At 66.1% G+C, this 24,420-nt stretch carries 25 protein-coding genes; 15 read left to right on the forward strand and 10 right to left on the reverse strand.

What is annotated here, in order from left to right; all coding sequences use genetic code 11:
• Window positions 1-34: 34 nt before the first annotated feature.
• The 5 genes from llg_RS06030 (at window position 35) to llg_RS06050 (ending at window position 6,116) form a co-directional block, all read left to right on the forward strand.
• Complete coding sequence (locus llg_RS06030; RefSeq protein ID WP_338288791.1) at window positions 35-1,099, forward strand: hypothetical protein; 1,065 nt, start codon at window positions 35-37, stop codon at window positions 1,097-1,099.
• Between the two features lie 99 nt (window positions 1,100-1,198).
• Window positions 1,199-2,068 (forward strand): D-hexose-6-phosphate mutarotase, encoded by an 870-nt coding sequence (locus llg_RS06035; protein WP_338288793.1) that lies wholly within the window; start codon window positions 1,199-1,201, stop codon window positions 2,066-2,068.
• A 39-nt stretch (window positions 2,069-2,107) separates the two neighbouring features.
• Window positions 2,108-3,130 carry a magnesium transporter gene (locus llg_RS06040; protein WP_338288794.1) on the forward strand — a complete coding sequence of 341 codons (1,023 nt, stop codon included), beginning with the start codon at window positions 2,108-2,110 and terminating at the stop codon, window positions 3,128-3,130.
• A gap of 25 nt (window positions 3,131-3,155) precedes the next feature.
• Entirely contained in the window at window positions 3,156-4,772 is a 1,617-nt protein-coding gene (locus tag llg_RS06045; RefSeq protein ID WP_338288795.1) for a hypothetical protein, read from the forward strand.
• A 63-nt stretch (window positions 4,773-4,835) separates the two neighbouring features.
• On the forward strand, window positions 4,836-6,116 hold the full coding sequence (locus tag llg_RS06050) for a hemolysin family protein (protein ID WP_338288798.1): 1,281 nt from the start codon (window positions 4,836-4,838) through the stop codon (window positions 6,114-6,116).
• 4 nt (window positions 6,117-6,120) lie between these two features.
• Here llg_RS06050 and llg_RS06055 read toward each other — a convergent pair whose 3' ends face one another.
• Together llg_RS06055 and llg_RS06060 are read right to left on the reverse strand one after the other, a co-directional pair.
• Window positions 6,121-8,205 (reverse strand): ankyrin repeat domain-containing protein, encoded by a 2,085-nt coding sequence (locus tag llg_RS06055; protein WP_338288799.1) that lies wholly within the window; start codon window positions 8,203-8,205, stop codon window positions 6,121-6,123.
• A 59-nt stretch (window positions 8,206-8,264) separates the two neighbouring features.
• Window positions 8,265-9,497, reverse strand: coding sequence for an LL-diaminopimelate aminotransferase (locus llg_RS06060; protein WP_338288800.1), 1,233 nt, complete (start codon window positions 9,495-9,497; stop codon window positions 8,265-8,267).
• Between the two features lie 142 nt (window positions 9,498-9,639).
• Between llg_RS06060 and llg_RS06065 the strand changes: the two genes are divergently transcribed.
• The 10 genes from llg_RS06065 to llg_RS06110 all read left to right on the forward strand — a co-directional run bounded on the left by llg_RS06065 (window position 9,640) and on the right by llg_RS06110 (window position 19,918).
• Entirely contained in the window at window positions 9,640-10,194 is a 555-nt protein-coding gene (locus llg_RS06065; RefSeq protein ID WP_338288801.1) for a sigma-70 family RNA polymerase sigma factor, read from the forward strand.
• Window positions 10,191-11,633 carry a hypothetical protein gene (locus llg_RS06070; RefSeq protein ID WP_338288802.1) on the forward strand — a complete coding sequence of 481 codons (1,443 nt, stop codon included), beginning with the start codon at window positions 10,191-10,193 and terminating at the stop codon, window positions 11,631-11,633. The genes llg_RS06065 and llg_RS06070 overlap by 4 nt, the downstream gene beginning before the upstream one ends.
• Window positions 11,634-11,709: 76 nt before the next feature.
• Window positions 11,710-12,696, forward strand: coding sequence for a serine O-acetyltransferase EpsC (gene epsC, locus llg_RS06075; protein WP_338288803.1), 987 nt, complete (start codon window positions 11,710-11,712; stop codon window positions 12,694-12,696).
• A gap of 503 nt (window positions 12,697-13,199) precedes the next feature.
• Window positions 13,200-14,147 carry a family 2A encapsulin nanocompartment shell protein gene (locus llg_RS06080; RefSeq protein WP_338288804.1) on the forward strand — a complete coding sequence of 316 codons (948 nt, stop codon included), beginning with the start codon at window positions 13,200-13,202 and terminating at the stop codon, window positions 14,145-14,147.
• On the forward strand, window positions 14,128-15,924 hold the full coding sequence (locus llg_RS06085) for a cysteine desulfurase (RefSeq protein WP_338288806.1): 1,797 nt from the start codon (window positions 14,128-14,130) through the stop codon (window positions 15,922-15,924). The genes llg_RS06080 and llg_RS06085 overlap by 20 nt, the downstream gene beginning before the upstream one ends.
• Window positions 15,925-15,928: 4 nt before the next feature.
• Window positions 15,929-16,462 carry a rhodanese-like domain-containing protein gene (locus llg_RS06090; RefSeq protein WP_338288807.1) on the forward strand — a complete coding sequence of 178 codons (534 nt, stop codon included), beginning with the start codon at window positions 15,929-15,931 and terminating at the stop codon, window positions 16,460-16,462.
• Window positions 16,459-17,439, forward strand: a complete 981-nt coding sequence (locus llg_RS06095) for a serine acetyltransferase (protein WP_338288808.1) — start codon at window positions 16,459-16,461, stop codon at window positions 17,437-17,439. Before llg_RS06090 ends, llg_RS06095 begins: the two co-directional genes overlap by 4 nt.
• Window positions 17,439-18,440 (forward strand): cysteine synthase A, encoded by a 1,002-nt coding sequence (locus llg_RS06100; protein ID WP_338288810.1) that lies wholly within the window; start codon window positions 17,439-17,441, stop codon window positions 18,438-18,440. The genes llg_RS06095 and llg_RS06100 overlap by 1 nt, the downstream gene beginning before the upstream one ends.
• A 303-nt stretch (window positions 18,441-18,743) precedes the next feature.
• Window positions 18,744-19,556 (forward strand): hypothetical protein, encoded by an 813-nt coding sequence (locus llg_RS06105; RefSeq protein ID WP_338288811.1) that lies wholly within the window; start codon window positions 18,744-18,746, stop codon window positions 19,554-19,556.
• A gap of 92 nt (window positions 19,557-19,648) precedes the next feature.
• The gene (locus llg_RS06110; RefSeq protein WP_338288812.1) at window positions 19,649-19,918 is read left to right on the forward strand and encodes a hypothetical protein; all 270 of its coding nucleotides are present in this window, start codon (window positions 19,649-19,651) and stop codon (window positions 19,916-19,918) included.
• A gap of 56 nt (window positions 19,919-19,974) precedes the next feature.
• On the opposite strand, the gene llg_RS06115 is transcribed toward llg_RS06110, so the two are convergent.
• The 8 genes from llg_RS06115 to llg_RS06150 all read right to left on the reverse strand — a co-directional run bounded on the left by llg_RS06115 (window position 19,975) and on the right by llg_RS06150 (window position 24,411).
• Window positions 19,975-20,340: a hypothetical protein gene (locus tag llg_RS06115; protein ID WP_338288813.1), complete on the reverse strand. Its 366-nt coding sequence runs from the start codon at window positions 20,338-20,340 to the stop codon at window positions 19,975-19,977.
• A gap of 45 nt (window positions 20,341-20,385) precedes the next feature.
• Window positions 20,386-20,760 carry a hypothetical protein gene (locus tag llg_RS06120; protein WP_338288814.1) on the reverse strand — a complete coding sequence of 125 codons (375 nt, stop codon included), beginning with the start codon at window positions 20,758-20,760 and terminating at the stop codon, window positions 20,386-20,388.
• Window positions 20,761-20,872: 112 nt separating this feature from the next.
• Window positions 20,873-21,547 carry a prolipoprotein diacylglyceryl transferase family protein gene (locus llg_RS06125; RefSeq protein ID WP_338288816.1) on the reverse strand — a complete coding sequence of 225 codons (675 nt, stop codon included), beginning with the start codon at window positions 21,545-21,547 and terminating at the stop codon, window positions 20,873-20,875.
• 11 nt (window positions 21,548-21,558) lie between these two features.
• On the reverse strand, window positions 21,559-21,990 hold the full coding sequence (locus tag llg_RS06130) for a hypothetical protein (RefSeq protein ID WP_338288817.1): 432 nt from the start codon (window positions 21,988-21,990) through the stop codon (window positions 21,559-21,561).
• A complete protein-coding gene (locus tag llg_RS06135; RefSeq protein ID WP_338288818.1) occupies window positions 21,987-23,333 on the reverse strand; it encodes a radical SAM protein in 1,347 nt (448 codons plus the stop codon). The genes llg_RS06130 and llg_RS06135 overlap by 4 nt, the downstream gene beginning before the upstream one ends.
• Before the next feature lie 11 nt (window positions 23,334-23,344).
• The gene (locus tag llg_RS06140; RefSeq protein WP_338288819.1) at window positions 23,345-23,674 is read right to left on the reverse strand and encodes a hypothetical protein; all 330 of its coding nucleotides are present in this window, start codon (window positions 23,672-23,674) and stop codon (window positions 23,345-23,347) included.
• 32 nt (window positions 23,675-23,706) lie between these two features.
• Window positions 23,707-24,018, reverse strand: a complete 312-nt coding sequence (locus tag llg_RS06145; RefSeq protein ID WP_338288820.1) for a hypothetical protein — start codon at window positions 24,016-24,018, stop codon at window positions 23,707-23,709.
• Window positions 24,019-24,021: 3 nt separating this feature from the next.
• Window positions 24,022-24,411: a hypothetical protein gene (locus tag llg_RS06150; RefSeq protein WP_338288822.1), complete on the reverse strand. Its 390-nt coding sequence runs from the start codon at window positions 24,409-24,411 to the stop codon at window positions 24,022-24,024.
• Window positions 24,412-24,420: the final 9 nt, after the last annotated feature.

The following is a 24,420-nucleotide window of genomic DNA, read 5'->3' on the forward strand; positions in this document are numbered from 1 at the left end:
TCCCACCGGAGAGCATGATGCAAGGGTCTCCCCCATGACCCGCACGGAAACCGCGCTTTCTCCCCTGATCCGCAATGCGGAGGCGACCTTGGTGGAACATGTCGTGGAAGGAGTCCAGGTGCCCGTGATCATCCCGGACCTCGATCCGACATTGCCGCCCGCCGAGCGCTGTTGGACCACCTGCCTGGAGTCCGCGGTGGTGGGATTCGTGATGGACGAATGGCGGGCGAAGCGGAGGCCCACGGGACTGGCGGCGGTGCTCGGAAATGCCGCGGCGGGAGTGCTGTCCTGCGGTCCATGGCAGCGCGCGGTGCAGGTCGGCAGCCTGCCTTTCTCCACCACGCTGCGCTCGGAAGAGGATGAACGGGCGATGTGGCGGCTGCTGCCGGAACTGCGTGAGGAGATGCCGGAGCGCCCGTTCGCGATCCGCCATGTGTTGCCGGACGAGGTGCCCGCGGAATGGCGGGCGGAGACGGTGCTACTGCCCGCCCGGGTGGTCTATCTCCAGGATTTCACGGATGGCCAAGCTCCCCCGAGCAAGGATTACCGCCGGGACCTCAAGCGCCTGAATGTTTCCGGGTTGGTTCATCTAACAGATCCGGATTTCGACAACGGCCGCGTGAACGAGGTGATCGGGCTTTACCGCCAGCTCTACCGGGACCGCTACACGATCCGGCATCCGGACTACACGCCCGGGATGATCGAACTGGCCCGGCAACGCGGCTGGCTGTCGCTCGGCGGGCTGGCCGATCCGGCGAATGGTCGGTTGCTGGGGTTCTTCGGCATCCATGCCGGGGGGCGCGTGATGACCACACCCATCCTCGGCCACGACACGACCCTGCCGCAGAAAGCCGCGCTTTACCGGCAGCTCTCCGCGATGGCCACCGAGCACGCGATGCGGGAGCGGATGTGGGAAAATGCCTCGAGCGGTGCGGGGGACTTCAAGCGCCGCCGGAATTTCAAGCCGGTGCTGGAGTATCTGCTGGTGCTGCCCCCGCTGGCCGGGCGGCGGCGCTTCAGCGACCGGGCCATCCTGAAAGCGTGTGGGAAGATGACCAAGCGGGTGACGATGGAGGACTTCATCGCCGCAGGCGGATGAGCCGCCATGGCCCGCAGTTGTGACCGGCTTGAACAGCGTGCATGGACCGGGAGCCATGGCGGCTTGCAGGGGCCGCGGCAACCGGCCATTTTCTCCGCCATGTCCGACCTTCCCGCTTGCGTCCGCCTGACCCACCCGGCCGAGAACTACCCGGTCCTGGAGATCGAACACCCGTCCTGCCGGGCGAAGGTGGCGCTGCACGGCGCGCACGTGATGGAGTGGACCCCGGCGGGCCACGAGCCGGTGCTCTACCTGAGCCCGAAGACCGGCCTCAAGGAGGGCAAGGCGATCCGCGGCGGCATCCCGGTGTGCTGGCCGTGGTTCGGTCCGCATCCGTCCGACTCCACCAAGCCCGCGCACGGCTTCGCCCGCGGGAAATTTTGGAAGCTGCTGGGCTGCCGGGACGAGGGCGCCTCGGTGGAGCTGCGGTTCGGCCTGAAAGCCGACGAGCAGACCCGCGCGCTGTGGCCGCACGAGTTCGAGGCGATCGTCGAAGTCCGCCTCGGCGCGGAGCTGCACGTTTCCCTCGCCGCCCACAACACCGGCACGGAGCCGTGGGTGGAAACGGCCGCCCTGCACACCTATCTCACCATCAGCCACGTCGATGAAATCGAGATCACCGGCCTGAACGGCGCGACGTTCCTTGAGAAAGCCGGCGGCCTGAACGTCCCCGGCGACCAAGCCGGTCCGGTGCGGATCGTCGGCGAGGTCGACCGTGTCTACGACTCCACCGCCGACCTGGTGCTGCGCGATGACGCGCGCGTGATCCACGTCCACAAGCACGGCAGCGGCTCGACGGTGGTGTGGAATCCCGGCCCGGAAAAGGCCGCCACGCTGGGCGACCTGCCGCTGGAGGACTATCCGCATTTCGTCTGCATCGAGGCGGCCAACGGCCCCGGCGCGGAGGTCACCGTGGCCCCCGGCGCCCACCACGTGCTGCGCACCCGGATCACGGTCGAGCGGTCTTGAGCTTGTGAAGCGCCCGCGGATCAGGCAGGGTGCGAGGCCATGAGCGAGGAAGCCGTAGCCTCCCCCGAGGCCCCGAAGCCGCGTGCCACCACCGTGGGTGAACTGATGTCCCCGCCGGTGGGCGTGTTCCGGAGGGACATGACCGTGGCGGAGACGATCGAAAGCCTGCGCGAGATGACCCGCGCGGCCTTCATCACCTATGGCTACGTCACCGACGCGGACGGCAAACTGGAGGGCGTGGTGGTGATGCGGGACCTGCTGCTGGCCACCCCGGAAACGAAGCTCGGCGACATCATGCTCAAGGATGTCTTCTCGCTGCGCGAGTCGATGCCGATGCCCGAAGCGCTCAAGGCGGCGCTCGCGAAACATTTCCCGGTCTATCCGATCTGTGACGACCAGGGCCGCCTCAAGGGCTTGGTTCGCGGCGACAGTCTCTTCGCCGAACAGGTCGTGGAGATCAGCGCGCAGGCCGGTAGCATGGTGGGTGTGGAGAAGGAGGAACGCCTCGCCACGCCGATCCCGCGGAGCCTGAAACTCCGCCACCCGTGGCTCCAGATCAACCTGCTCACCGCCTTCCTCGCGGCGGCGGTGGTCGGCTGCTTCGAGGACACGATCAACCGTTTCGTCATCCTCGCCGTGTTCCTGCCGGTGATGGCCGGTCAGTCCGGCAACACCGGCTGCCAGGCGCTGGCGATGTCCCTGCGCGGCATGACGCTGGGCGACGTGAAGAAGGGCAAGGAGCGCACCCTGATCCTCAAGGAAATGACCCTCGGCCTCGCCAACGGCGTGCTGGTGGGGTTCACCGCCGGCATCGGCATGTTCATCTATGCCAGCATGCAGAAGAACGCCCACCCGCTGCTGATGGGGGCGATCGTGATGATGGCGATGACGGCGAGCTGCGTGATCAGCGGCCTGTCCGGCGCATTGATCCCGCTCACGCTGAAACGCCTCGGCGCGGACCCGGCCACGGCTTCCAGCATTTTCCTGACCACCGCCACGGACATCGCGAGCATGGGAATTTTCCTGTCGCTGGCGAAGATGCTGGTGCCTGTTGGCGCGTGATCGATCCGGAGGTATGCTGGAACACATGCATCCGATGCTCGGGAACCGGGTGATGGGGAGCACCATGGCGATCCTGGCGATCGCCACCGTCCAGTCCCACGCGCTCGCGATCCGGACCTACAGCGCCACGCGCCACGACCGGTTCACCGGCTTTCCCTCGGCGCCGGTTCTCAACACCGGCTCCTGGTTCACTGGAGCCAACTACACCGGCGTCGGCTGGCTGGTTTCCGACACCCGGCGGCAGTTCGCCCTGGTGTCGCCGCAGCATTTCGTCATGCCCTCCCACTGGGGCGTGGGCATTGGCGACCAGATCCGGTTTCTTTCATCCGGTGGCCAGCTCGTGACCGCCACGATCGCCTCCACCACCATCATCCAAGAAAGCTCGGTCAACACCGACCTGACGCTGGGCCGTTTCACCGCGCCCATCCCCACCGGTTCCGGGGTGACGGCGTTTCCTTACGCGAGCACCAGCGAGAGCTACTACTCAATGGGCAATCCAACGCGGAGGGCCCTGCGGGTGTTCGGGCTCAATACCCGGGTGGGAGGCGGCACCCTGACCTCCTTCTTCAATGTCGATCTGGGCAATGGCACCGTGACCCGGATGTATTCCTTCCCCTACACGCTGGCGTCCGGAGGGCAGGATGATTCGTATTTCGAGGACGGGGATTCCGGTTCGCCCTCGTTCATCGACCCATCCGGTTCGAAGCCGCTGCTGACCGGCACCCATTCCGCCGCGGACAGGGTCTCCTCCACCACGACCTACACGAGCTATGACACGTTCGTGCCTCATTATGTCAGCCAGTTGAACACCCTGATGGCCACCGATGGCTATCAGATGATCCCGTCGTCCCCCTCGGCCACCACGCTCGCCTCTTCGAAGACCTCCACCAGCCCGGCGACACTGCGCCGCGTCCAATCCGGCTCGGCCACCTTCACGGTTTCCAATTCAGGAAGCAGCACCACCAACGTCGTGGTCACCCTGACTTTTCCCACCGGCAACGGCCCCACGTCGGTGAGCGGTGTCGATTGGCTCGTCGAAACGACCGGACCTGACGTTTGGATCATCCACCGCGCCACACTGGCCAACGCGGCCAACGCGCCGTTCACCGTGTCCTGGAACTCCATCCCGGACGTGGCGAGCCTGCCGGTCACGGTGGCCGCACAGAGCGATGGCAGCAACCTCCCGAGCAATGTCTACGACCTGGCCCCCGCCGTCTCCTACGCCCAGTGGAGCGCCGCGCTGGCGCAGCCCGCCGCCACCGCCGATCCGGATGGCGATGGCCGGACCAACCTTGTCGAGTATGGCTTCGGCGGCGACCCCATGGCGGGCACGGACGTTCTCGCGGCAGGCGTTCCGGCCGGAACGGTGCTGACGACGGCCTCCGGCACCGCCACGCTGCGGTTTCCCGTTCGCTCGGATTCCCAAGTACGAGGGCTGACGTATGTGACCGAATGGTCGGACAATCTTACCTCCTGGAGCCAGACCGCCCCGGGCGGCACGGCCACCACCTATCAAGCGTATGTGCCCGCGGTTTCCGGCTTCAAGGAGGCGGTGGTCACCTTTCCGGCGAACGCGGCGCGGAAGTTCGCGCGGGTGCGGGTGACGCTGGACGAGACCACGGCGGGGATGACGGTGCCCTGAGCGGCGGTCTTTCCTAGCTTGCACAAAGCCGCCGCATGGGTTTGGGTGCAGGGATTTCAAAAGATGTCACCCTGGCTTCCCGCACTCGCCATCCTGTTCCTGATCGCTCTCAACGCCTTCCTCTCGACGGTCGAGATCGCGCTGGTGCTGTGCCGTGAATCGAAGCTGAAGGCCGGGGACGAAGGCACGGAGGACGCGCTGTTCCTGCTGCGCGCGCCGGACAACGCGCTTTCCTCGTCCCAGGCGATCGTGACGCTGGCCACGGTTCTAACAGGAGCCTTCGCCTCGGAAGGCCTGGCCGCGCCGCTGGCTGCCGCGGTGAGCCCGCTGCTCCACGACGCCGGTTGGGTGGCTCCGCTGGCCCGCGTGCTGGTGGTGCCCGCGGTGGCGGGCTCGGTGCTGCTGTTCGGCGCGCTGGTGCCGAAGCGGATCGGGCTGGCCCATCCAGAGGCGGTGCTGCGTTTCACGGCGAGGACGGTGCGGAAATGGACCGCCGTCTTCGGCCCGCTGGCCCGCTTGTTCGGCCAAACCGCGGACGCGATCACGGCGGTGCTGCGGATCAAGCCCGCGGAGGTGGAGACGGTGAGCGAGGACGACGTGAAGCAGATCGTCCGCGAGGGCGGCAAGAGCGGCGCGCTGCTGCCGGAGGAATCCGAAATGGTGGAAGCGGTGCTGGGGCTGGACAGCCTGCGCGTGCGCGAGCTGATGACGCCGCGGGGCGACATGGTGTGGCTGGATGCCGCCGCACCGGTGAACCACTCCTTCGACTTGATGCTGTCCAGCGGCCACACCCGCTTCCCGCTCCACGAGGGCCGCCGCGACAATGTGCTGGGCGTGGTCTTCATCCAGGACGTGTTCATTGCCCAGCGGACGGGCGGCACCGTGGACCTGAAGGCGCTGGCCCGCCCGGCGCTGCTGGTGCCTCCGACCCAACCGGTGATCCGGCTGCTCGAAACCTTCCGTACCTCCGGGTCCACCTTCGCGCTGGTGGCGGACGAGTTCGGTGGCATCAGCGGGATCATCACCATGCAGGACGCGGTGGAGGCGATCATCGGCGATTTCCAGGAATCCCCCGATGCGGAACCTTCCGTGGTGGAGCGCAAGGACGGCTCGTGGCTGGTGGACGCCTCGCTGTATTTCGACGAGATCGTCGAACGGTTCCCGGATTTCCCGAACGAGGACGAGGGCGCACGCCATTATCTGACGCTCAACGGTTTCATCCTTCAGAAACTCGATCACATGCCGACCACCGGCGAAACGCTGGAAGCCGGTCCCTACCGGATCGAAGTGCTCGATCTGGACCGCAACCGCGTCGACAAGGTGCTGGTGACACGGATGGTCTGAAACCTCACGGCACGATCTTCACGCGGTCGCCCGTTTGGGTCATCGAGAAGAGTTTCTGCGCATTCCCGGACGGGACGCGGATGCAGCCGTGGGACGCCGGATAACCAGGGACCACGCCCTCGTGCATGCCGAAGTCCGCGCCGCTGAGGCGCTGGAAGAATGGCATCTCCGCATGGTAGAGGGTGGACTTCCACTGGCGGTTCTTGTCGGTGATGGCGAACTCGCCGGTCTTGGTGGCGAAGCCCGGTTTGCCGGTGGAAACCTTGGTGGTGTAGATCTCGTCGCCGTACTGGTTGTAGACCCGCGCGCGCTGCTCGGAGAGGCTGACGACGATCACCCGCTCCTCGATCCACGGATCGCGCCCGAGGATGACGCGCATCATCCGCACGTCCTCGGCGAACGAGGCGAAATTGATCGGCCAGAAATGGGTCTCGCGGGTGGTGATGTCCTTCTTCGCGCCCGCGGCCAGCAGATGCAGGGTGGTGGTGATTTCCCCGCTGGCGGCGGCGAGCATCAGCGGCGTCACATTCTTGTCCTCCCGCAGCACGTAGCGCATCGAGCCCGACTTCACATGCTTCAGGAACGACGGCCGGGCCGGGGAAATGCACGGGACGTTCGGGTTCGCGCCCATTTTCAGCAGCGTGAACACCACTCCGGGGCGCTGCAACGCGATGGCGAGGTTCATCGGCGCCTGTCCTTCGGTGGGACGCAGGAACGGATGCGCCCCGCGCTGGAGCAGGAGGATGGCGAGGCGGTCGTCCCCGGAACGGATCGCCGCTCCCAGCGGAGTATCCAGCCACGGCGCACGGGACGGATTCGGAGACACGCCATAGGCGAGCAGCAGGCGGGCCATGCTGCGGTTGCCAGTGACACAGGAAAGATACAGCGAATCCCCGGCGGGAGCACCCGCATCGAGAAGGACCCGCACCAGCGACCCCCGGCCGTAAAGCGCGGCGGTCTCGACCGGCAGGCGGCGGAATGGATCGGGCCGGTCCGCCTTCACCCCCATGGTCAGAAGGCGGCGCACCATCGGAACATCGCCCATCGCCAAGGCGCGGGACAACCAGCGGTTCCAGCCACCTTCGACCGGTTTCGCGCCGTAGCCGATGAGTTCCGCGGCGAGATCGCAATCACGCGTCTCCATGGCATAGGCCATCGGGGTCTTGCCCGCGGCATCCGGGCGGTTGAAATCAGCTCCGGCCTTGGCCAGCAAACCGCGGCCTTCGACCCAACCCGACCGCATCACCAGATTGACGGGGGAATCCCCGGCGGGATTGCGAAGTCCCGCATCCCCGCCTGAGGCGAAAAGGGTCTTGAGCAACTCCCCGTCCTGCTTCCGGATGGCGAATTCCACCGGCGTGCAACCCTGGGGATCGGCGAGATTGGGATCCGCCCCGGCCTTGAGCAGGCGCGGCACCAGATCGAACCATTCCCGCTCCAGCGCCTGGTGGAGCAAACTTTTCCCCTTGGCATCGAGGGACGCGCCATCGGCCCCGCGTTCCAGCAGCACGGCCAGCACCTCGCGGCGGCCGTTCGCCATCGCCACCTGCACCAGCGGATTGCCCTTGCTGTCGGTGGCATGGGGGTCGGTGCCCTTTTCCATGGCGTGGCGGACAAAGGCCAGGCGGCCCTCGCGGATCGCCCACGGCAACAGTTCCTCGCCATCCGGCATCACGCCATCGGTCTTCGCGCCCGCGTCCAGCAGGCGGTCGGCGATGGCGGTTTCCTGCGCAACCAGCGCGTAACCGAGGGCGGTGACGCCGTGGACATCGGCCACATCAAGATCGCCGGTGCCTGCCCCCAGCAGGAGCAGGGCGGTGGCGACGTCATGACGGAGAATCGCGAGTTGCAGCGGCGTGCGCCCCTCCTCATCGCGATGGCCGGTGTGGACTCCGGCCTCCACCAACAGGCGGGCCTCACCGGAATCCCCGGTTTTCATGGCCTCCAGCAGCGCCTTGCCGCTCGGCTCGACGCCGCGCTCGGACAACTGGCGGAGGGCCCGTTTCTGCGGGGACTCACAGGATACGACGAGGCATCCGCAGAGAACCAGCGGAGCAAGGGAGGTCAGGGCACCGTGCGCCTTTTTCACGACGCTCGACACCATAACTCCTGCTCCGCATGACGCAAGAAATGGCGCTAACAAATCGCTCAGGAAACCAGCGCCTGCAGGCGGCGGCAGACTTCCTCGACGTTGGCGCGGGAATTGAACGCGGAAATGCGGAACCAGCCCTCACCGGCGGCACCGAAACCGGAGCCCGGGGTGATGACGACCTGGGCTTCCTCCAGCATCTTGTCGAACATGTCCCACGAGGTCAGGCCCGCCGGGCAGCCGACCCAGACATACGGGGCGTTCACGCCACCGAAGACCTGGAGGCCGAGAGCCTGGGCGGTTTCGCGGAGCAGCTTGGCATTGCCCATGTAGTGCTCGATCAGCGCGGAAACCTGCTCCTTGCCTTCCGGCGAGAAGACGGCGGCGGCGGCCTTCTGGACCGGATAGCTGGCGCCGTTGAACTTGGTGCTGTGGCGGCGGGACCAGAGGCGGTGAAGCGGGATCCGCTCGCCGGACTCGGACTTGCCGGTGACGGTCTTCGGGATGATGACGTAGGCGCAGCGGACGCCGGTGAAGCCGCCGTTCTTCGAGAACGAACGGAATTCGATGGCGACGTCGCGGGCACCTTCGATTTCAAAAATGGAGCGCGGGACCGAGGCGTCCTGGACGAAGGCCTCGTAGGCGGCGTCGAAGAGGATGATGGTGTCGTTCTCCTTCGCGTACTTCACCCAGGCCTCAAGCTGCTCGCGGGTGGCGACGGCACCGGTCGGATTGTTCGGGAAGCAGAGGTAGACGAGGTCGAGCTTCTCGGCCGGCGGGGCGGCGACGAAGCCGTTGGCGGCGTTGCACTCCAGGTAGACGAGGCCCTCGTAGGCACCGTTGTCGTTGGAGTCACCGGTGTTGCCGGCCATCACGTTGGTGTCGACGTAGACGGGGTAGACCGGGTCGGTGATGCCGGTGCGGTTGCCCTTGCCGAAGATGTCGAGGATGTTGCCGGTGTCGCACTTCGAACCGTCCGAGATGAAGACCTCGTCGGCCTCGATGCCGAGGTCGGCGAACTGGTTGTCCACGATCGCCTGGCGGAGGAACTCGTAGCCCTGCTCCGGGCCGTAGCCGTGGAAGGTGCTGCGGTTCGCGAGCTCATCGACGCCCTCGTGCATGGCCTTCACCACGGCAGGCGGCAGGGCCTCGGTCACGTCGCCGATGCCGCAGCGGATGATGCGGCCGGCCTTGTCCGGGTTCGCTTCCGAGTAGGCCTTCACGCGGCGGGCGATTTCGGGGAAGAGGTATCCGGCTTTGAGCTTCAGGAAATTGGAATTGATCGTGGCCATGGCGGCGGGACGTTTAGCGGGACCGCCGCGGGTGCGCAAGGGTCTAGCGGCGGGTTCCGGACGCGGAATTCGCCACTTGCCTGCCATTTTCCGGTCAGCTTCCCCGCCGCCGGGAGATACACTGGCAAGCGGACCTGCCACCATGACCATTCCCTTTCCAGCCCCCGGCGAGCCCCCGCGGCTCTCCGAGGAGGAATTCCACCAGTTGCTGGCGGCCTCCCAGCCGCGGCTGAAGGGATACGTGGCCTCGATCCTGGGCGGCTGGTCGGACGTGGACGACATCGTGCAGGAGACCAATCTGGTGCTGCTCCAGAAGCAGGGGGTGTTCGAAGCCGGGACCAATTTCATCTCGTGGGCGTTCCGGGTGGCCTATTTCAAGGCGACGACCTGGCGGCGCGACCGCCAGCGGGAAGGCCGGGTGGTGTTCAGCGAGCACGCCTTCCAAGAGCTGGCCGCCCATGCCGAGGAGCGCTTCCACAACCGCGGCAACCCGGGCGAAGCACTGGCGGAATGCCTGAAACGGCTGCCCGCCCAGGAACGGGAGCTGGTGGAGGTGAAATACGCCCAGCGGCGTTCGCTGGTCGATCACGCCCGGACCCTCGGCTGCAGCGCGCAGTCGCTCCACAAACGGATTTCCCGGATCCGGTTGGCGCTGCGGGAGTGCATGCGCCGCCAATCCCACTCTGAACTGTCATGAAAGCACCTGATTCCGAACTCCGGCGGCTCACCGACGCCTGGCACGACGGGACGATCTCCCGCGCCGATGCCGGGCGGCTGGAGGAACGCCTGCTCGCCGATGCCGGAGCGCGGGATTACTTCTTCGAGATCTCGGAACTGGAGGCTGCCCTGCCGGAAGCCGCCGGGTTGCTACCCGCGGTGGCGGCCCCGCCGCGGCGGACGATGGACGGGTGGTGGAAGATGGCGGCCGTGTTCGTGATCGGTGCGGCCAGCGGCGCGCTGGCGTGGAAGACTCTGGCACCGGGAATTGCGACCGGTAGGAAGCTTGCCGGTCCGGAAGCGACCATCACCGGCATGATGGGCGTGACCTGGGACGGGATGCCCGGCGAACGGGCCGTGGACCTGAACCACGGCAAGGGCGCGACCCGCATCGCCTCCGGGCTCCTGGAGGTCACCTTCGGCAGCGGCACCCGCGCGGTGGTGGAAGGCCCCGCCGATTTCGAGGTCACGGGCCACAATGCGATGACGCTGGCCTACGGCAAGGTAGTGGCGGACGTGCCGAAGGGGGCGGAGGGATTCACCGTGAACTACGCGGAGGGCCGCATCGTCGACCTTGGCACCGAGTTCGGCATCGACATCGACCGGAACGCGAAGGGGGCCAATTTCGGCGTCTTCCGCGGCGAGATCGAATTCCAGCCGAAAGGCGACGGCGGCAAGCCGGTGCGGCTGCTGGAAAACCACGCCATCCTCGCCGAAGACGGCCGCGTCCAATCGGTGCCTTTCGACCAAGCGAAATTCACCCGCCGCCTCCCCTCGCGCGAGTTCGCGTGGGAGATCAAGGGGGACGACCCGCCCACGACGTGGGATTACGACATCAGCCATCTCGTCTGGAAGCCGGGCCACTACCGGACCATCTGCAAGTGGATGACCGGCCCCCACGGACTGATCCTCGAAGGCGCGGAGCTGCTGCTGGACGATCAGCCGGTGGCCACGGACGGACATCGCGGATTCGCCGGTGTCGCCTGGTCGTCCAAGGGCAATGAATACGACCTGGAGGTCACCCCGGAACTCTACCGCCGTGGCAAATGGACACTGCGGCTCCATGCGAAAGCAGACGGGTTGTCCACCCGTCCCGAGATGACCCGCGGCGTGCTGCTGGTGGAGGAAGGCCTGGCCGTGAACGCCAAGGCGGAGGACTTCATCGGCACCTGGGAATACCTCCACGACGGGGCGTCGTTCAAGCGGACCTTCCTGGCGGACGGAACGGCCACCCTCACGATCGACGGTAAACCCTACAGCACGTTCACCCACAGCCATTGGATCGTGAAGGATGGTTGCCTGGAACTGACCGTCCCGGAAAGCGGTGGACCGATCATCGAACGGCACCTCCTGCGGGATCCGGACACGCTGGTCTTCACAAACCGGCCCTACCGGGACGCGATCCGGGCGAAAAAGTGACCGCGTGCCGGAAACGGCGCGACCGGTGACGGGCATTGATGTTTCGGGAACCCCCGCTATTTTCAATCCCTCACGCATGAACCCCGAACGCGCCGATGGCCCCCAGCGCCGTCTCCAGCCCGACCCGGAGACGCTCCAGATCCTGGCCCACACCTTCGACCCCCACGTGGCGGCGCTGCTGGCGTCCTACGCCCAGGTCGGCGGACTGAACCACCGCGACGCCCTCGACATGCCGTCGACCGGCGCGATCGGCAACATCTGCCGGGACCTGCTCAAGATCCTCTTCCCCGGCTTCCACGACGATGACGCGATCCAGGAGGACACCCTGGAATGCATCACCCGCAAGCGCCTCGTGCGGGTGGTGGAGCGCCTCACCGATCAGGTGAAAAAGAGCGTGAACATCGGCAAGCAGTTGGGCGGTGACGATCCGGTGCCGGGGATCATGCAGCGGTTCTGCAAGTCCCTGCCAATGGTCCGCGAACTGCTGCGCACGGACATCGAGGCCGCCTACGAAGGCGACCCGGCGGCGACCTGCCACGAGGAGATCATCCTTTCGTATCCATGCATTGAGGCCATCGCCATCCAGCGCGTGGCCCACCGGCTCTACCGCCTCGGCGCGCCGATCATCCCTCGGATGATGACGGAGTGGGCGCACTCCCGCACCGGCATCGACATCCACCCGGGCGCGCGCATCGGCGCGGGCTTTTTCATCGACCACGGCACCGGCGTGGTGATCGGGGAGACCTGCGTGATCGGCAACCACGTGAAGCTTTACCACGGCGTGACGCTCGGCGCGCGCAGCTTCGAGAAGGACGAGCAGGGCCACATCGTGAAGGGCCTTAAGCGCCACCCGAACGTGGAGGACAACGTCACCATCTATCCGAACTCCACCATTCTCGGCGGGGAAACGGTCATCGGCGCGAACAGCACCATCGGCGCGAACGTGTTCCTGATGCACAGCGTGCCCGCGCACTCGCTGGTGGTGTATGAGGAGAAGCAGCTCAGCATTCTCAACAAGAAATCCCGCCATCCGAAACCGGATGATTTGGATTTCGTGATTTGAGAATTTCCTCCCATGGACGCGACGGTTCCATCGTCGCGATGGGGATGGCAACGCGCTGACTCCAATCGCATTCTCCGCGGCCGGAGCCGGAGTGGCAGTTGTGGTTTTCGATAACTGCCGCCGCGGGCGACCGCTGCCGGTGACGCCCCCGCCCGGATAAATGGTTTGACGCGGCACGGGCTTCGGGCGAAGCATGCCCACGTTCCGTCCAAGCCCGCGTTCACACGCGGAGATTGAGTTCCACGGAAATCGACCGACTGACCGGAAGACCGGAGGCCGCGAGATTTCGCCCACGCGAATCCCTCCGAAGTTCCTTCCATCCCTGTCCCCGTGACATCCGTTCCGGTCATCCGTTTCCAGCCATCGGGCTGCTGTTGTCGCCGTTTGGCCGCAGCCGCCTGATGCCACGCGCGTTTCCCTCATGGGAGCCGCCGCGTGCGCGATGAAGCCGCCCTCCGTGGCTTCGCGTCCCCGTCTTTCCATCATTCCCGACCTGTCTGTCCATGAGCCCACAGCCCAACAACTCCGCCCCGCTCAGCCTGAGCGCCCAATCCGCCCGCAATCTGGCCACCGCCACCGTGACCCCACCGCAGTGGGATGAGATCACGCCGCGCTGGCTGCTGAAACTGCTGCCCTATGTCGATGTCGACGGCGGCGTCTACCGCGTCAACCGCGTGAAGCAGAAGGAGGGCGCGCCGACGCTCGACCTGCTGACCGTGGACGATGGCGAACCGAAGCTGCCCGCCACCTTCGTGGACTACGAGGAGGACCCGCGCGAGCACCACCTCAGCACGATCCAAACCGTGCTCCACACCCACACCCGCATCACCGATCTCTACAGCAACGCGATCGACCAGCTCCGCGAGCAGGTCCGCCTGACGGTGGAGGCGGTGAAGGAGCGCGAGGAGTGGGAACTCCTCAACCACCCGCAGTTCGGCCTGCTGCACGAGGTCGCCCCGGAGCAGGTGATCAAGACCCGCAAGGGCCCGCCGACGCCGGACGATCTCGACGAGCTGCTGGCGAAGGTGTGGAAGAAGCCCGCCTTCTTCCTGGCGAACCCGAAGACCATCGCCGCCTTCGGCCGTGAAGCCACCCGCCGAGGCGTGCCGCCGCCAACCGTGACGCTGTTCGGCTCGCCGTTCATCACCTGGCGCGGCATTCCGCTGATCCCGACCAGCAAGATCGAGGTCGATGACAAGGGCAAGACGAGTATCCTCCTGGTCCGCGTGGGCGAAGGCCAGCGCGGCGTGGTCGGCCTGCAGAAGGCCGGCGTCACCGGCGAGATCGAGCCGGGCCTGTCGGTGCGCTACATGGGCACGAACGAGCGCTCGCTGGCCTCGCACCTGGTGACCCGCTACTTCTCGGTGGCGGTGCTGGGTGAGGACGCGATCGCGCGCCTCGATGATGTCTTCGTCGGCAACTACCACGAGTATGTCTATCCCAAGGCTTGATCCCGGTGCCCTCTCCGGCAGCGCGGATCCCTTCGGCACCGCGTTGATCACGCGGCTGGCGAACGAGCTGTTCCGCGAGGGCAGGCACGCGCCGTCGTCGCCGGTGTCGCCCCCGACCACCCTCGCGGGCGTTCCGGCGAACGGTCCCGCCGTACCCACCGGCCCGGCCGCGGCTCCTTCGCCGGAAAGCTCCGACATCGGGCTTTCCGGGGGCTTCCCGACCGCGGCCCCCTCGTCCCCGCCGCCGGTGCATCCGACGGTGGTGGGCGCGGCCCCGCACTCCCAGGCGCATGACAATGCCACCGATTCCGGCGGCCACGAGAAAGGCTCCACGGATTCGTATGAGTTCGGCGAGCCGCGCTCGTACACGGACACCTTCCACAGCCACGTGCCGGAATCGCGCGGCCGCGATTTCCCGGCGGAGACACGCTGGAGCGATCATCCGCAGCCACCGGTCGGATTGCCGGGCCTCAACGAACCGCAGTTCTATTTCCTGGAAAGCGTGCGCGAGGTTTCCGCGCCCGCGTTCCGAGGTGAAGACGCGCCGGCGAAGGCGGCGCTCGCGCCCTTCGACGTGCAGGGCGTGCGCAAGGACTTCCCCGCGCTGCACCAGAAGGTGAACGGGCGGCCCCTGATCTGGCTCGACAACGCGGCCACCACCCACAAGCCGCACGCGGTCATCGACGCCACTTCCTCGTTCTACTCGCGGGACAATTCGAACATCCACCGCGCGGCCCACGTGCTGGCGGAACGTTCGACCGCCTTGTTCGAAGCGGGCCGCGAGAAGGTGCGGCAGTTCCTCGGCGCGGGGGACAAGCACGAGATCGTGTTCCTGCGCGGCACCACCGAGGGCATCAACCTGATCGCGAACAGCTACGGCCGCCAGAACATCGGCGAGGGCGACGAGATCATCCTCACCACGCTGGAGCATCACGCGAACATCGTGCCGTGGCAGTTGCTCGCGCAGCAGACCGGCGCGGTGATCCGGGTGGTGCCGATCAACGACCGCGGCGAGCTGATCCTGGAGGAATACGTGCGCCTGCTGAACCCGCGCACCAAAATCGTGTCCGTGACCCACGTTTCCAACGCGCTGGGCACTGTGAACCCGGTGGAACAGATCATCGCGCTGGCCCATGCACACGGCGTGCCGGTGGTGGTGGATGGCGCGCAATCGACTCCGCACATCCCGATCAATGTCACGGCGCTGGACGCGGACTTCTTCGTGTTCTCGGCGCACAAGATCTTCGGGCCGACCGGGATCGGCGCGCTCTACGCGAAGGCGCACCTGCTGGAATCGATGCCGCCCTGGCAAGGCGGCGGCCACATGATCAAGGACGTCACCTTCGAGCGCACGGTGTATCAAAGCGCGCCGGAGAAGTTCGAGGCCGGCACCCCGGACATCGCCGGGGTGGTGGGACTCGGCGCGGCGATCGATTACCTCACGGCCACCGGCATCCCCGCGCTGGCGGCCTACGAGCACACGCTGCTCGAGTACGCCACCGAGGCGCTCTCCACGGTGCCGGGCCTGCGTCCGATCGGCACGGCGGCGAACAAGGCCAGCGTGCTGTCGTTCGTGATCCCCGGCATTCCGAACGAGAACATCGCGCGGCACCTCGACCAGCACGGGATCGCCGTGCGGGCCGGGCACCACTGCGCGCTGCCCGCCCAGCGGCACTTCGGACTGGAGACCACCGTCCGGCCGTCGCTGGCGTTCTACAACACCCACGAGGAGGTCGATCTCCTGGTGGAGGTCCTGAAGAAACTTCCACGCCGCTGAAACCATGAGCACGATCACTCCCGTTGCCCTCCAACAGCGTTTCGCCGCCCGGCCGGACCTCGTCCTGCTGGATGTGCGGACGCCCGCGGAGTTCGACGAAGTCCATGTGCCGCAGGCACGGCTGGAACCGCTCGACCGGTTCCAGTCGGAGGCCACCATCGCGGCGCTGGGTTTGCCGAAGGACCAGCCGCTCCACCTGCTGTGCCGGTCCGGCGCGCGGGCCGCGCAGGCCGCGGCGAAATTGCAGGCCGCGGGCTACGAACCCGTCGTGGTGGAAGGCGGCACACTCGCGTGGATCAAAGCCGGACTGCCGGTGGTCCGCGGCGAGCGCAAGGTGATCGGCCTCGAACGGCAGGTGCGCATCGCCGCCGGGGCACTCGTGCTCACGGGTGTGATCCTGTCACTCACTGTCCACCGCGGGTTCATCGGGCTGTCCGGTTTCGTCGGCGCGGGCCTCGTCTTCGCCGGGATCACCGACTGGTGCGGGATGGGCCTGCTCCTCGCGAAAGCTCCCTGGAACCAACGCCGACCGTCATGAGCCACGATTCGTTTCCAAAAGGCCGCTCGCAACCGAACGAGCGGACGCTGGCGATCCTCGACCATTCCTTCGACCCGTATGTCACCAGCCTGCTGGCGTCCTACGAGAAGATGGGCGGCCTGAACATCAGCGACTCGCTGAACATGCCGTCGAAGCGGGCGATCGGCGAGATCTGCCGCGACCTGCTCCAGATCCTGTTCCCCGGGTTCCACGACGACGACTCGATCGCCAACAGCTCGCTGGAAACGGTGACGCGCGAGCGCCTGACCAGCGTGGTCGAGCGGCTCGCCGACCAGGTGCGGAAGAGCGTGCGCATCGGCAACCCGGATCTGCCCACCGGCCGCACGCCGCCGATCATGCAGCGGTTCTGCAAGGCGCTGGCGGTCGTCCGCGAGCTCCTGCGCACCGACATCGAGGCCGCCTACGCGGGCGACCCCGCGGCCAGCAGCTACGATGAGATCATCCTGTCCTACCCGTACATCGAAACCATCGCCATCCAGCGGCTGGCGCACCGGCTCTACCGCCTCGGCGCGCCAATCATCCCGCGGATGATGACGGAGTGGGCGCACTCCCGCACCGGCATCGACATCCACCCGGGCGCGCGCATCGGCCTCGGCTTCTTCATCGATCACGGCACCGGCGTGGTGGTCGGGGAAACCTGCGTGATCGGGAACCACGTGAAGCTCTACCACGGAGTGACGCTCGGGGCGCGCAGCTTCGAGAAGGACGACGACGGCAACCTGGTGCGCGGCACCCGCCGCCATCCTCAGGTGGAGGACCACGTCACCATCTATCCGAACTCGACCATCCTCGGCGGAAACACCCGCATCGGCGCGCACTCGACCATCGGCGCGAACGTTTTCCTGATGAAAAGCGTGCCAGCCCACTCGCTGGTGATTTATGAGGAGAAGCAGCTGAGCATCTTCAACAAGAAGGAGAAGCCCCGCCAGGACAACGGCCTCGATTTCGTGATCTGATGAACCCACCCACCTACCACGGCGTCGACGGCCATGTCGGCAACACCCCGCTCATCCACCTGCGACGCCTGTCGGAGCTGACCGGCTGCGAGATCCTCGGCAAGGCGGAGTTCATGAACCCCGGCGGCTCGGTGAAGGACCGCGCGGCGCTCGGCATCATCACCGATGCCGAGGAGCGAGGCCTGCTGAAGCCGGGCATGACCATCGTGGAAGGCACCGCCGGCAACACCGGCATCGGGCTCACCGTGGTCGGCGCGGCCCGCGGTTACCGCACCGTGATCGTCATTCCCGAAACCCAGGCCCCGGAGAAGATCACGCTGCTGCGCACGCTCGGCGCGGATGTCCGCACCGTGCCCGCGAAACCGTACAGCGATCCGGACAACTACAACCACATCGCGCGGCGGCTGGCCGAGGAGAACGGTTGGTTCTGGGCGAACCAGTTCGACAACACCGCCAACCGCGAGGCCCACCGCCGCACCACCGGCCCGGAAATCTGGGAGCAAACCGGCGGCACGGTGAGCGCGTTTTCCGCCGCCATCGGCACCGGCGGCACGCTCGCGGGCGTGTCCCAATTTCTGAAGGAGAAGAATCCCGCCATCACCACCGTCTGCGCCGATCCCTACGGCGCGGCGATGTGGTCGTGGTTCACCAACGGCCACACCGATGACGACGACGGCGATTCCGTGGCGGAAGGCATCGGCCAGAGCCGCGTCACCGCGAACGTCGCCGATGCGCCGGTGGACAAGGCGTTCCGCATCGATGACCAGACGGCGCTGACGATCCTCAACCAGCTGCTGCGCGAGGAGGGCCTGTTCCTCGGCCTCTCCAGCGGCATCAACATCGGCGGCGCGCTGGGCCAGGCGATCGAAGGCGGCCCGGGCCAGACCATCGTGACGATCCTCTGCGACAGCGGCCACAAGTATCAGTCGAAGCTCTACGACCGCGAATGGCTCGCGGAAAACGGCCTCGATCCGGATCTGCCGTTGGAGTCGCTGTTCTGAGGTAGGCGGAGTGGTGACACTTCGGATTGGGCGGATCTACTACATCCCTCCGACCTCCAGTTTCCCATTTCGCTCCCGCCAGCTCCAGTTGGCGGTGGCGGGATGATCCGCCTTCCTTGCCCAACCCCTCAAAGGCGGACTGGACGTACATGGATCTTCGCTCTCCTTCGAGCCCACGCGGACACAACTGCATCCACCCTCCGCCCCCGTGAATACCAATTTCTTATCACGTGGGTTCAAAACCGGACATATCAATAATGCAGGTTGATTGATGACTTGGAACGAGGGATACCGGCAGTCATCATGAGCCGGAGATCGTTGTCATTCCGCCCGGAGATCGTTGCCGCCTTCGCGTTCTCCATGGCCGCGCTCGCCGCCTCGCCAGGGTCCGCCGCCATCACGGTGAACAACCCCGGCTTCGACACTGGCACCGGCGGCCAGATCGCCGGCGTGCTGACTCTGGTCGCCGGCACCTCCACCGCCGGGCCCCTCCAGATCGGCACCTCCGCCTGGTACGGCCGCTCGGTTGCCACCAACCTCGTCGTCGCCGTGCCAGTCGCCGGCTTCCGCGCGGCCATCGCGGTAAACAACAGCGGCACCAACCTGGGCAACGCCGAAATCAACTACACGCTCGGACCCAGTCTCGGCGGTCTGGCCGGGCTCGAGCTTCCCGAGGCGGATCTCTGGCAGCCGATCACCGGAACCTCGCTGGTTGCGAACTCCACCTACATCCTTGGCGTGGATGTGGACGCCGGCAGCCTGCTTTCCGCCTCCAGCTTCGCCGGTGCCGGATTCGGCATCGGTCTCTCCACCGGCGCGTCCGCCACCACGCTCGGCACGATGTTCTCCGATTCGCTCACCAATCCTGCGCTGCTGGATATCTCGCTCCTCTCCGGCACCAACCAGCGCCTCACCCTCACCTTCACCACCGGTGGCAGCGTCCCCGGCGGTGACATCGGCATCGTCCTCTTCGGCGGCCGCGGCACCCAGACGATCAGCCTCGGCCTGCTGCAGGACTACCACATGGACAATGTCTCGCTGGTGCTGATCCCCGAGCCCGGACCGGTGGCGCTGTGGGCCCTCGGCACGCTCGTCCTGCTCCGCCGCCGCCGCTGACCCGCGAGGCACTCAACGCCGCGCCACCGGCCCGGAAATCTGGGAGCAAACCGGCGGCACGGTGAGCGCGTTTTCCGCCGCCATCGGCACCGGTGGACAAGGCGTTCCGCGTCGACGACCAAACGGCGCTCACGATCCTCAACCAACCCCTGCGCGAGGAAGGCCTGTTCCTCGGTCTCTCCAGCGGCATCAACATCGGCGGCGCGCTACGCCAGGCGATCGAAGGCGGCACGGGCCAGACCATCGTCACAATCCTCTGCGACAGCGGCCACAAGTACCAGTCGAAGCGCTACAACCGCAAATGGCTCGCCGAGGACGGCCTCGATCCGGATCTGCCGCTGGAGTCGATCTTCCAAGCGTAGCGGAAGTGGTGACACTTCAGGCTGGGCATGCAAGGCCCCCATGGGTTCCCGCCACCTTACGACACGAAGTCTCCGGGACCGCCGGAAATGTCTTCCAGCAAAATGAACATGCTCAAGTAAAACCACGCCGCCACCAAAATGGCCCCGATCACACACTGCGCGACCAGGTAGGCCAAGGTGAACAACACCACGTTCCTCATGAGGAACCGCGGTTTCAACAACCGCACGAAACCCACCAGGGACGCGGCTGCAACGGCCAATACGAGCGCGGAGCTCCACTCGAGGAAATGCCCGTTCATCGGGCAAACCAAGGCCAGCGCCATCCATGCCACGATCCCCACGGGTGGCGCGAGCAAGCAAAGCCACAGCCTCCCGCGGGGAATACGCGGAGGCTGGGCGATCCGTTCAAGCGATGGCTCCATGGCACTTGTCTAACAACTCCTGCCACCGGAAGTCGACCGCCAAGCTCAGGCGCTTGCAAAAGCTCCCGCGAGGAAAAATCCAACCGCAAACTGGATGAGGGTGAACGCCAGCGCGCCCAGCCATAACCGGGATTTCCCCGCCAACCGCGCGTCCAACCAGCCGATGGCGAACGTACCCAACAACCACGAGGACAGCACCACCCACGGCAGCCAGGTAGGAAGCCGTGAAGAGGGATGATGATGCCATCTCCACCATTCGCCGACATAGGCCAAGACGATCATGAAACTCAACGGCACGATCCGCAGCACCCACCGGTAAAGGATCACGCCAGGTTGAGGCGGGGATTCGAGCGCCATTTCCAAATAGGTTGGATGCGCCGGGCTGGATTCATCAAGAACGAAGAGCGTGGCGACACCCATGGCAGGGCATGATCGCGCCCTCTCTTTTCCAGGTTTCCGAGGCCTTCACGGGTGACTGGAGACGCGAGGAACTCCACAGGTCTTCCCACTCGCAAGTTGAAAACTTGCGCTACTACTTGGCAGCCCGCTTGCGGTAGGCGATGACGGCCGCCGCCGCGGTGGCCAGGGCGATCCATTGGTAGCCGGAGGTGCCGAAGAGCGGCTTCGGGGTGGCGCGCAGGAACTCGTGGAGGAACCGGAAGATCCCGTAGGCGATCAGGTAGAGATGGAAGTGCTGGCCGGTTTGCAAGCCACGCCGTCCCATCCACCACAGCCCCGCGAGCGCGAACACTTGGAACGCGATCTCCACCTCGACCGAAGGCCAAAGGCCGAACGAGCAGGCGATGCCCTTGCAACAGCCCGCGTTGAGACAACCGATGCGGCCGAGGATCAGCGCGGGGGGAATCAGCCGGGCGAACTTGTCGCCGGTGATCTTCCGGTAACCGAGCGCCTTCTTCGCCGCCTCAACCCCCGCCCAACCGCCGGGCAGCGCGCCCATCACCGACTTCCCGGACAGCCAGATCATCCAGCGGTTCGGATCGTGGAGATAAAGCCAGCCTTCCGCGAACAGGAACGCGAGCTTCGCCCCGAGGAAGGCTCCCGCCAAACCACCTGCGTAAATCAGCGCGACGCGGCCATCCGTCTTCGATTCCCGGAACCAATACACCGCGCCCCACGCGATGCCGCAGAGCAGCATCAGCGAGTAGATCGGGGAACCGGCGGGCAGGATCGCGTGCATGAGGGCCATGGGCGGAGTCGCTAGAACTTGTTCCCGGGCATGGAGCAATAGGCGTAGATCATGGCGACGATCGAAATCGGCATAATCAGGATCTGCACCAGGAAAAACAGGATCGTGCGCTCCGCCAACCGTACCGACCGTCGCCCTTCCGGCGCGGTGCGAACCCTCCTGGAAAGCAGCGCGGAATAACTGCCCACGCCCAACGTGAAAACCACGCACACCCCCAACGTCAGTTGGAGTCCCAGATAGGCAGACGCCCCGGACACCACCAGCGCAATCATGAAGGCGCTCGGCATGAGCCACAACAGCGCCGCGAAGCAGCCCTGCGCGCGGTTCATCGGCGGATCGGCCGGCGTTTCCAGCTCTTCCACCTCCGGAGTCTCGCTTTCCGACGAGATGAGCTTCCGGTAGGGAAATGGAGCACCGGGTTTTTCCGAAGGATCCTCTTTCATCGTGCCGGGTCGGAGTAGTAGCGGCAGAACGAATCGAGCGCGCCGTCCGGGCGGATGACGTGGGTGCAGCAGCGGTCGATGCGGTCCTGGTCCCAGGTCCAGGAATCCATGAACGGCTTGATGAACAGGCGGTAGGCGTCCTTCTCCTTCATCTCGAAGCGGTGCAGGATCTCGCCCAGCTCGGTGTTCTCGCAGCCGCACTGGATCAGGTCGGAGAGCTCGTAGCGGACCTTGTCCCGCAGGAAGCCCTGGACGCTGGCGAAATCGATGAACTCGGAAATACTGCGGACCCCGTAGGGCGTGCGCAGCAGGTAGCCGATGGTGGCGCAGTTCGGATCCCCGCAGGGCAGCGGGGTGAAGTCCTCGAAGCGCAGCCGCCCGCCGGACTGCTCCACCGCGCCGAGGATGATGTCCGCGGTATTCAGCCGCGCGCCGGGGTCCTGCATCACGCGGCCGCTGCCGAACATCGGCTGGAACGACACTCCGCGGCAGGTTTCGTAGCGCAGCCCCTCCGCAATGGTGTCCCACAGGTGCGGCAGGTTCGCGGGCGTGACGGTCATCGCCAGCGTGAACGGGATCTTCTCCGCCTCGCAGCGGTCCATGACGAGGCGTTTCATCGCGCGCAGATCGGTGCCGCGCAGCTCGTGCTGACCTGCTTCCTGGGGGCCATCGAACTGGAGATAGAGCTGGAAGTGGCCGCGGCGCGCGCGTTTCCCCAGCTCCTCCAGGAAGGCATCCTCCTTCGCGATCCGCACGCCGTTGGTGTTCACCAGGCAGTAGTCGATGCCGGGCTCGGCGTGGATCCAATCGAGCAGCTCGAAGAACTCCGGGTGCAGCGTCGGCTCCCCGCCGGAAAGCTGGAGGATCTCGATGTGGCCCTTCCGCTCGAGCACGCCGCGGATGCGGGACTGGAGTTCCGATAGCGGGTGCGATTTCAATTTCGACCCCGCCGCGCCCACCGGCGAATCCGCGAAACAGGTCGGGCAGGCGAGATTGCAGGAATCGACGATCTCGATCAGCGCGAGGCAGGTGGAGAGGACCTCGACGGCATTGCTGGCGGCGTTCGCGTTTCTTCCCAAGGTGCCCGCGATGCCGGTGGGATCGGCGGAGCAGGCGCAGCCGGGGCCGCAGGCGTTCGCGGGATCGCCCTGTGCCAGCCAGTAGAAACGGGCGTCGCTGGAGATGCAGGCGTCGTGCGTGCCGTGGTCCGGACAGGTGCGGGTGAGATAGACCTTCGAGGGGGTCCCGGTGGTCTTCCACACCTCGCCCGCGGCGGGCCGGTGGCAGACCGGACAGCGTGAGGTGGTGCGTTTCAGGGTTTCCTTGAGCGACGGCAATTGCATGGGCGCTTCCACTAACGCAGTTCCATGAACCCCAGGCAAGAACCGGCCCACACGCCGATCCCAATGACGACCTGCCCGAGGAAATAGAAGCAGTTCAACATTACCCGTGAGCGCCCCCGGTAGCGCGGCCTGATGGCACCGGAAAACAGGATGGTGCCGAAGATAACCGCCAACAACCCGATCGGCAGGATGTTGAGGAAGTTTTCCCCATAAGGTCCCGGGCTGTTCGCTGCCACGACGGCATTGCCCACGGTCACCACACCGGATGGCAAAAGCAGCGCCGACCACATCCGCCGCCGGTCGATGGTCGGAGGAGGGCCAGGCTGGAGAGGATCGCTCATGCCGATGAGCATATCAGGCTTGCGCCGCGATGTCAGTGGATACCCACCCACGAACAAACGCCCATCGCCACCGCGCCGCAGATGGCGATCTGGCCGACCGCGTAAAGGAATCCCATCACCGCCATGCCAAGCCCGCCGAAGCGCCCGCGCAGCGCGCGCCCGAACGCGCCCACCCCCATGAGGATCGCGACCGGAAAAATCACCAGCTCGAAGACCCCGAAAAACGCACCGATCCCCACCGCCAGCGGCGGCAGCAAGAGGGCCTTCCAGAGCGTCGATGGAGCGGGCACCTCTTCACCGGGACCCGAATCCGTTTCCGGCGGTTGGTAGGGATCGTCGCTCATCGCCTAGAAACCGGAGCCTGCCATCAGCAGCAAACAGCCACCGAAAAACACGGCGAAGCACACCACCGCCTGGCCGACCAGGTAACCGAGGATAAGCAAGGCGATGCTGCCTCCGATGTAGCGGCGGGAGACCAGCAGGATGAACTGAATCAGCGAGACCAGCATCACCGCGCCAGTCACGACCATGAGCAGCCAGGGAATCCAATCGTTGCCGGACAAGGCGTGCGCTTGATCGAGCAGGACCACCAGCCCCAGCGAGGCCCCTGTCGCGAACGGCGGGGCGAGGAGAGACGCCCACAACCTGCCACGCGGCATCCGCGGCGGTTCCGGCATCGGCGGCGGAGCTCCCGGCGCGGATGGGATCTGATAGGGGCCTTCCATGATTGGGGGCATGTTGCCGGA

The sequence above is a fragment of the Luteolibacter sp. LG18 genome, assembly GCF_036322585.1.
Classification (GTDB): Bacteria; Verrucomicrobiota; Verrucomicrobiia; order Verrucomicrobiales; family Akkermansiaceae; genus Luteolibacter.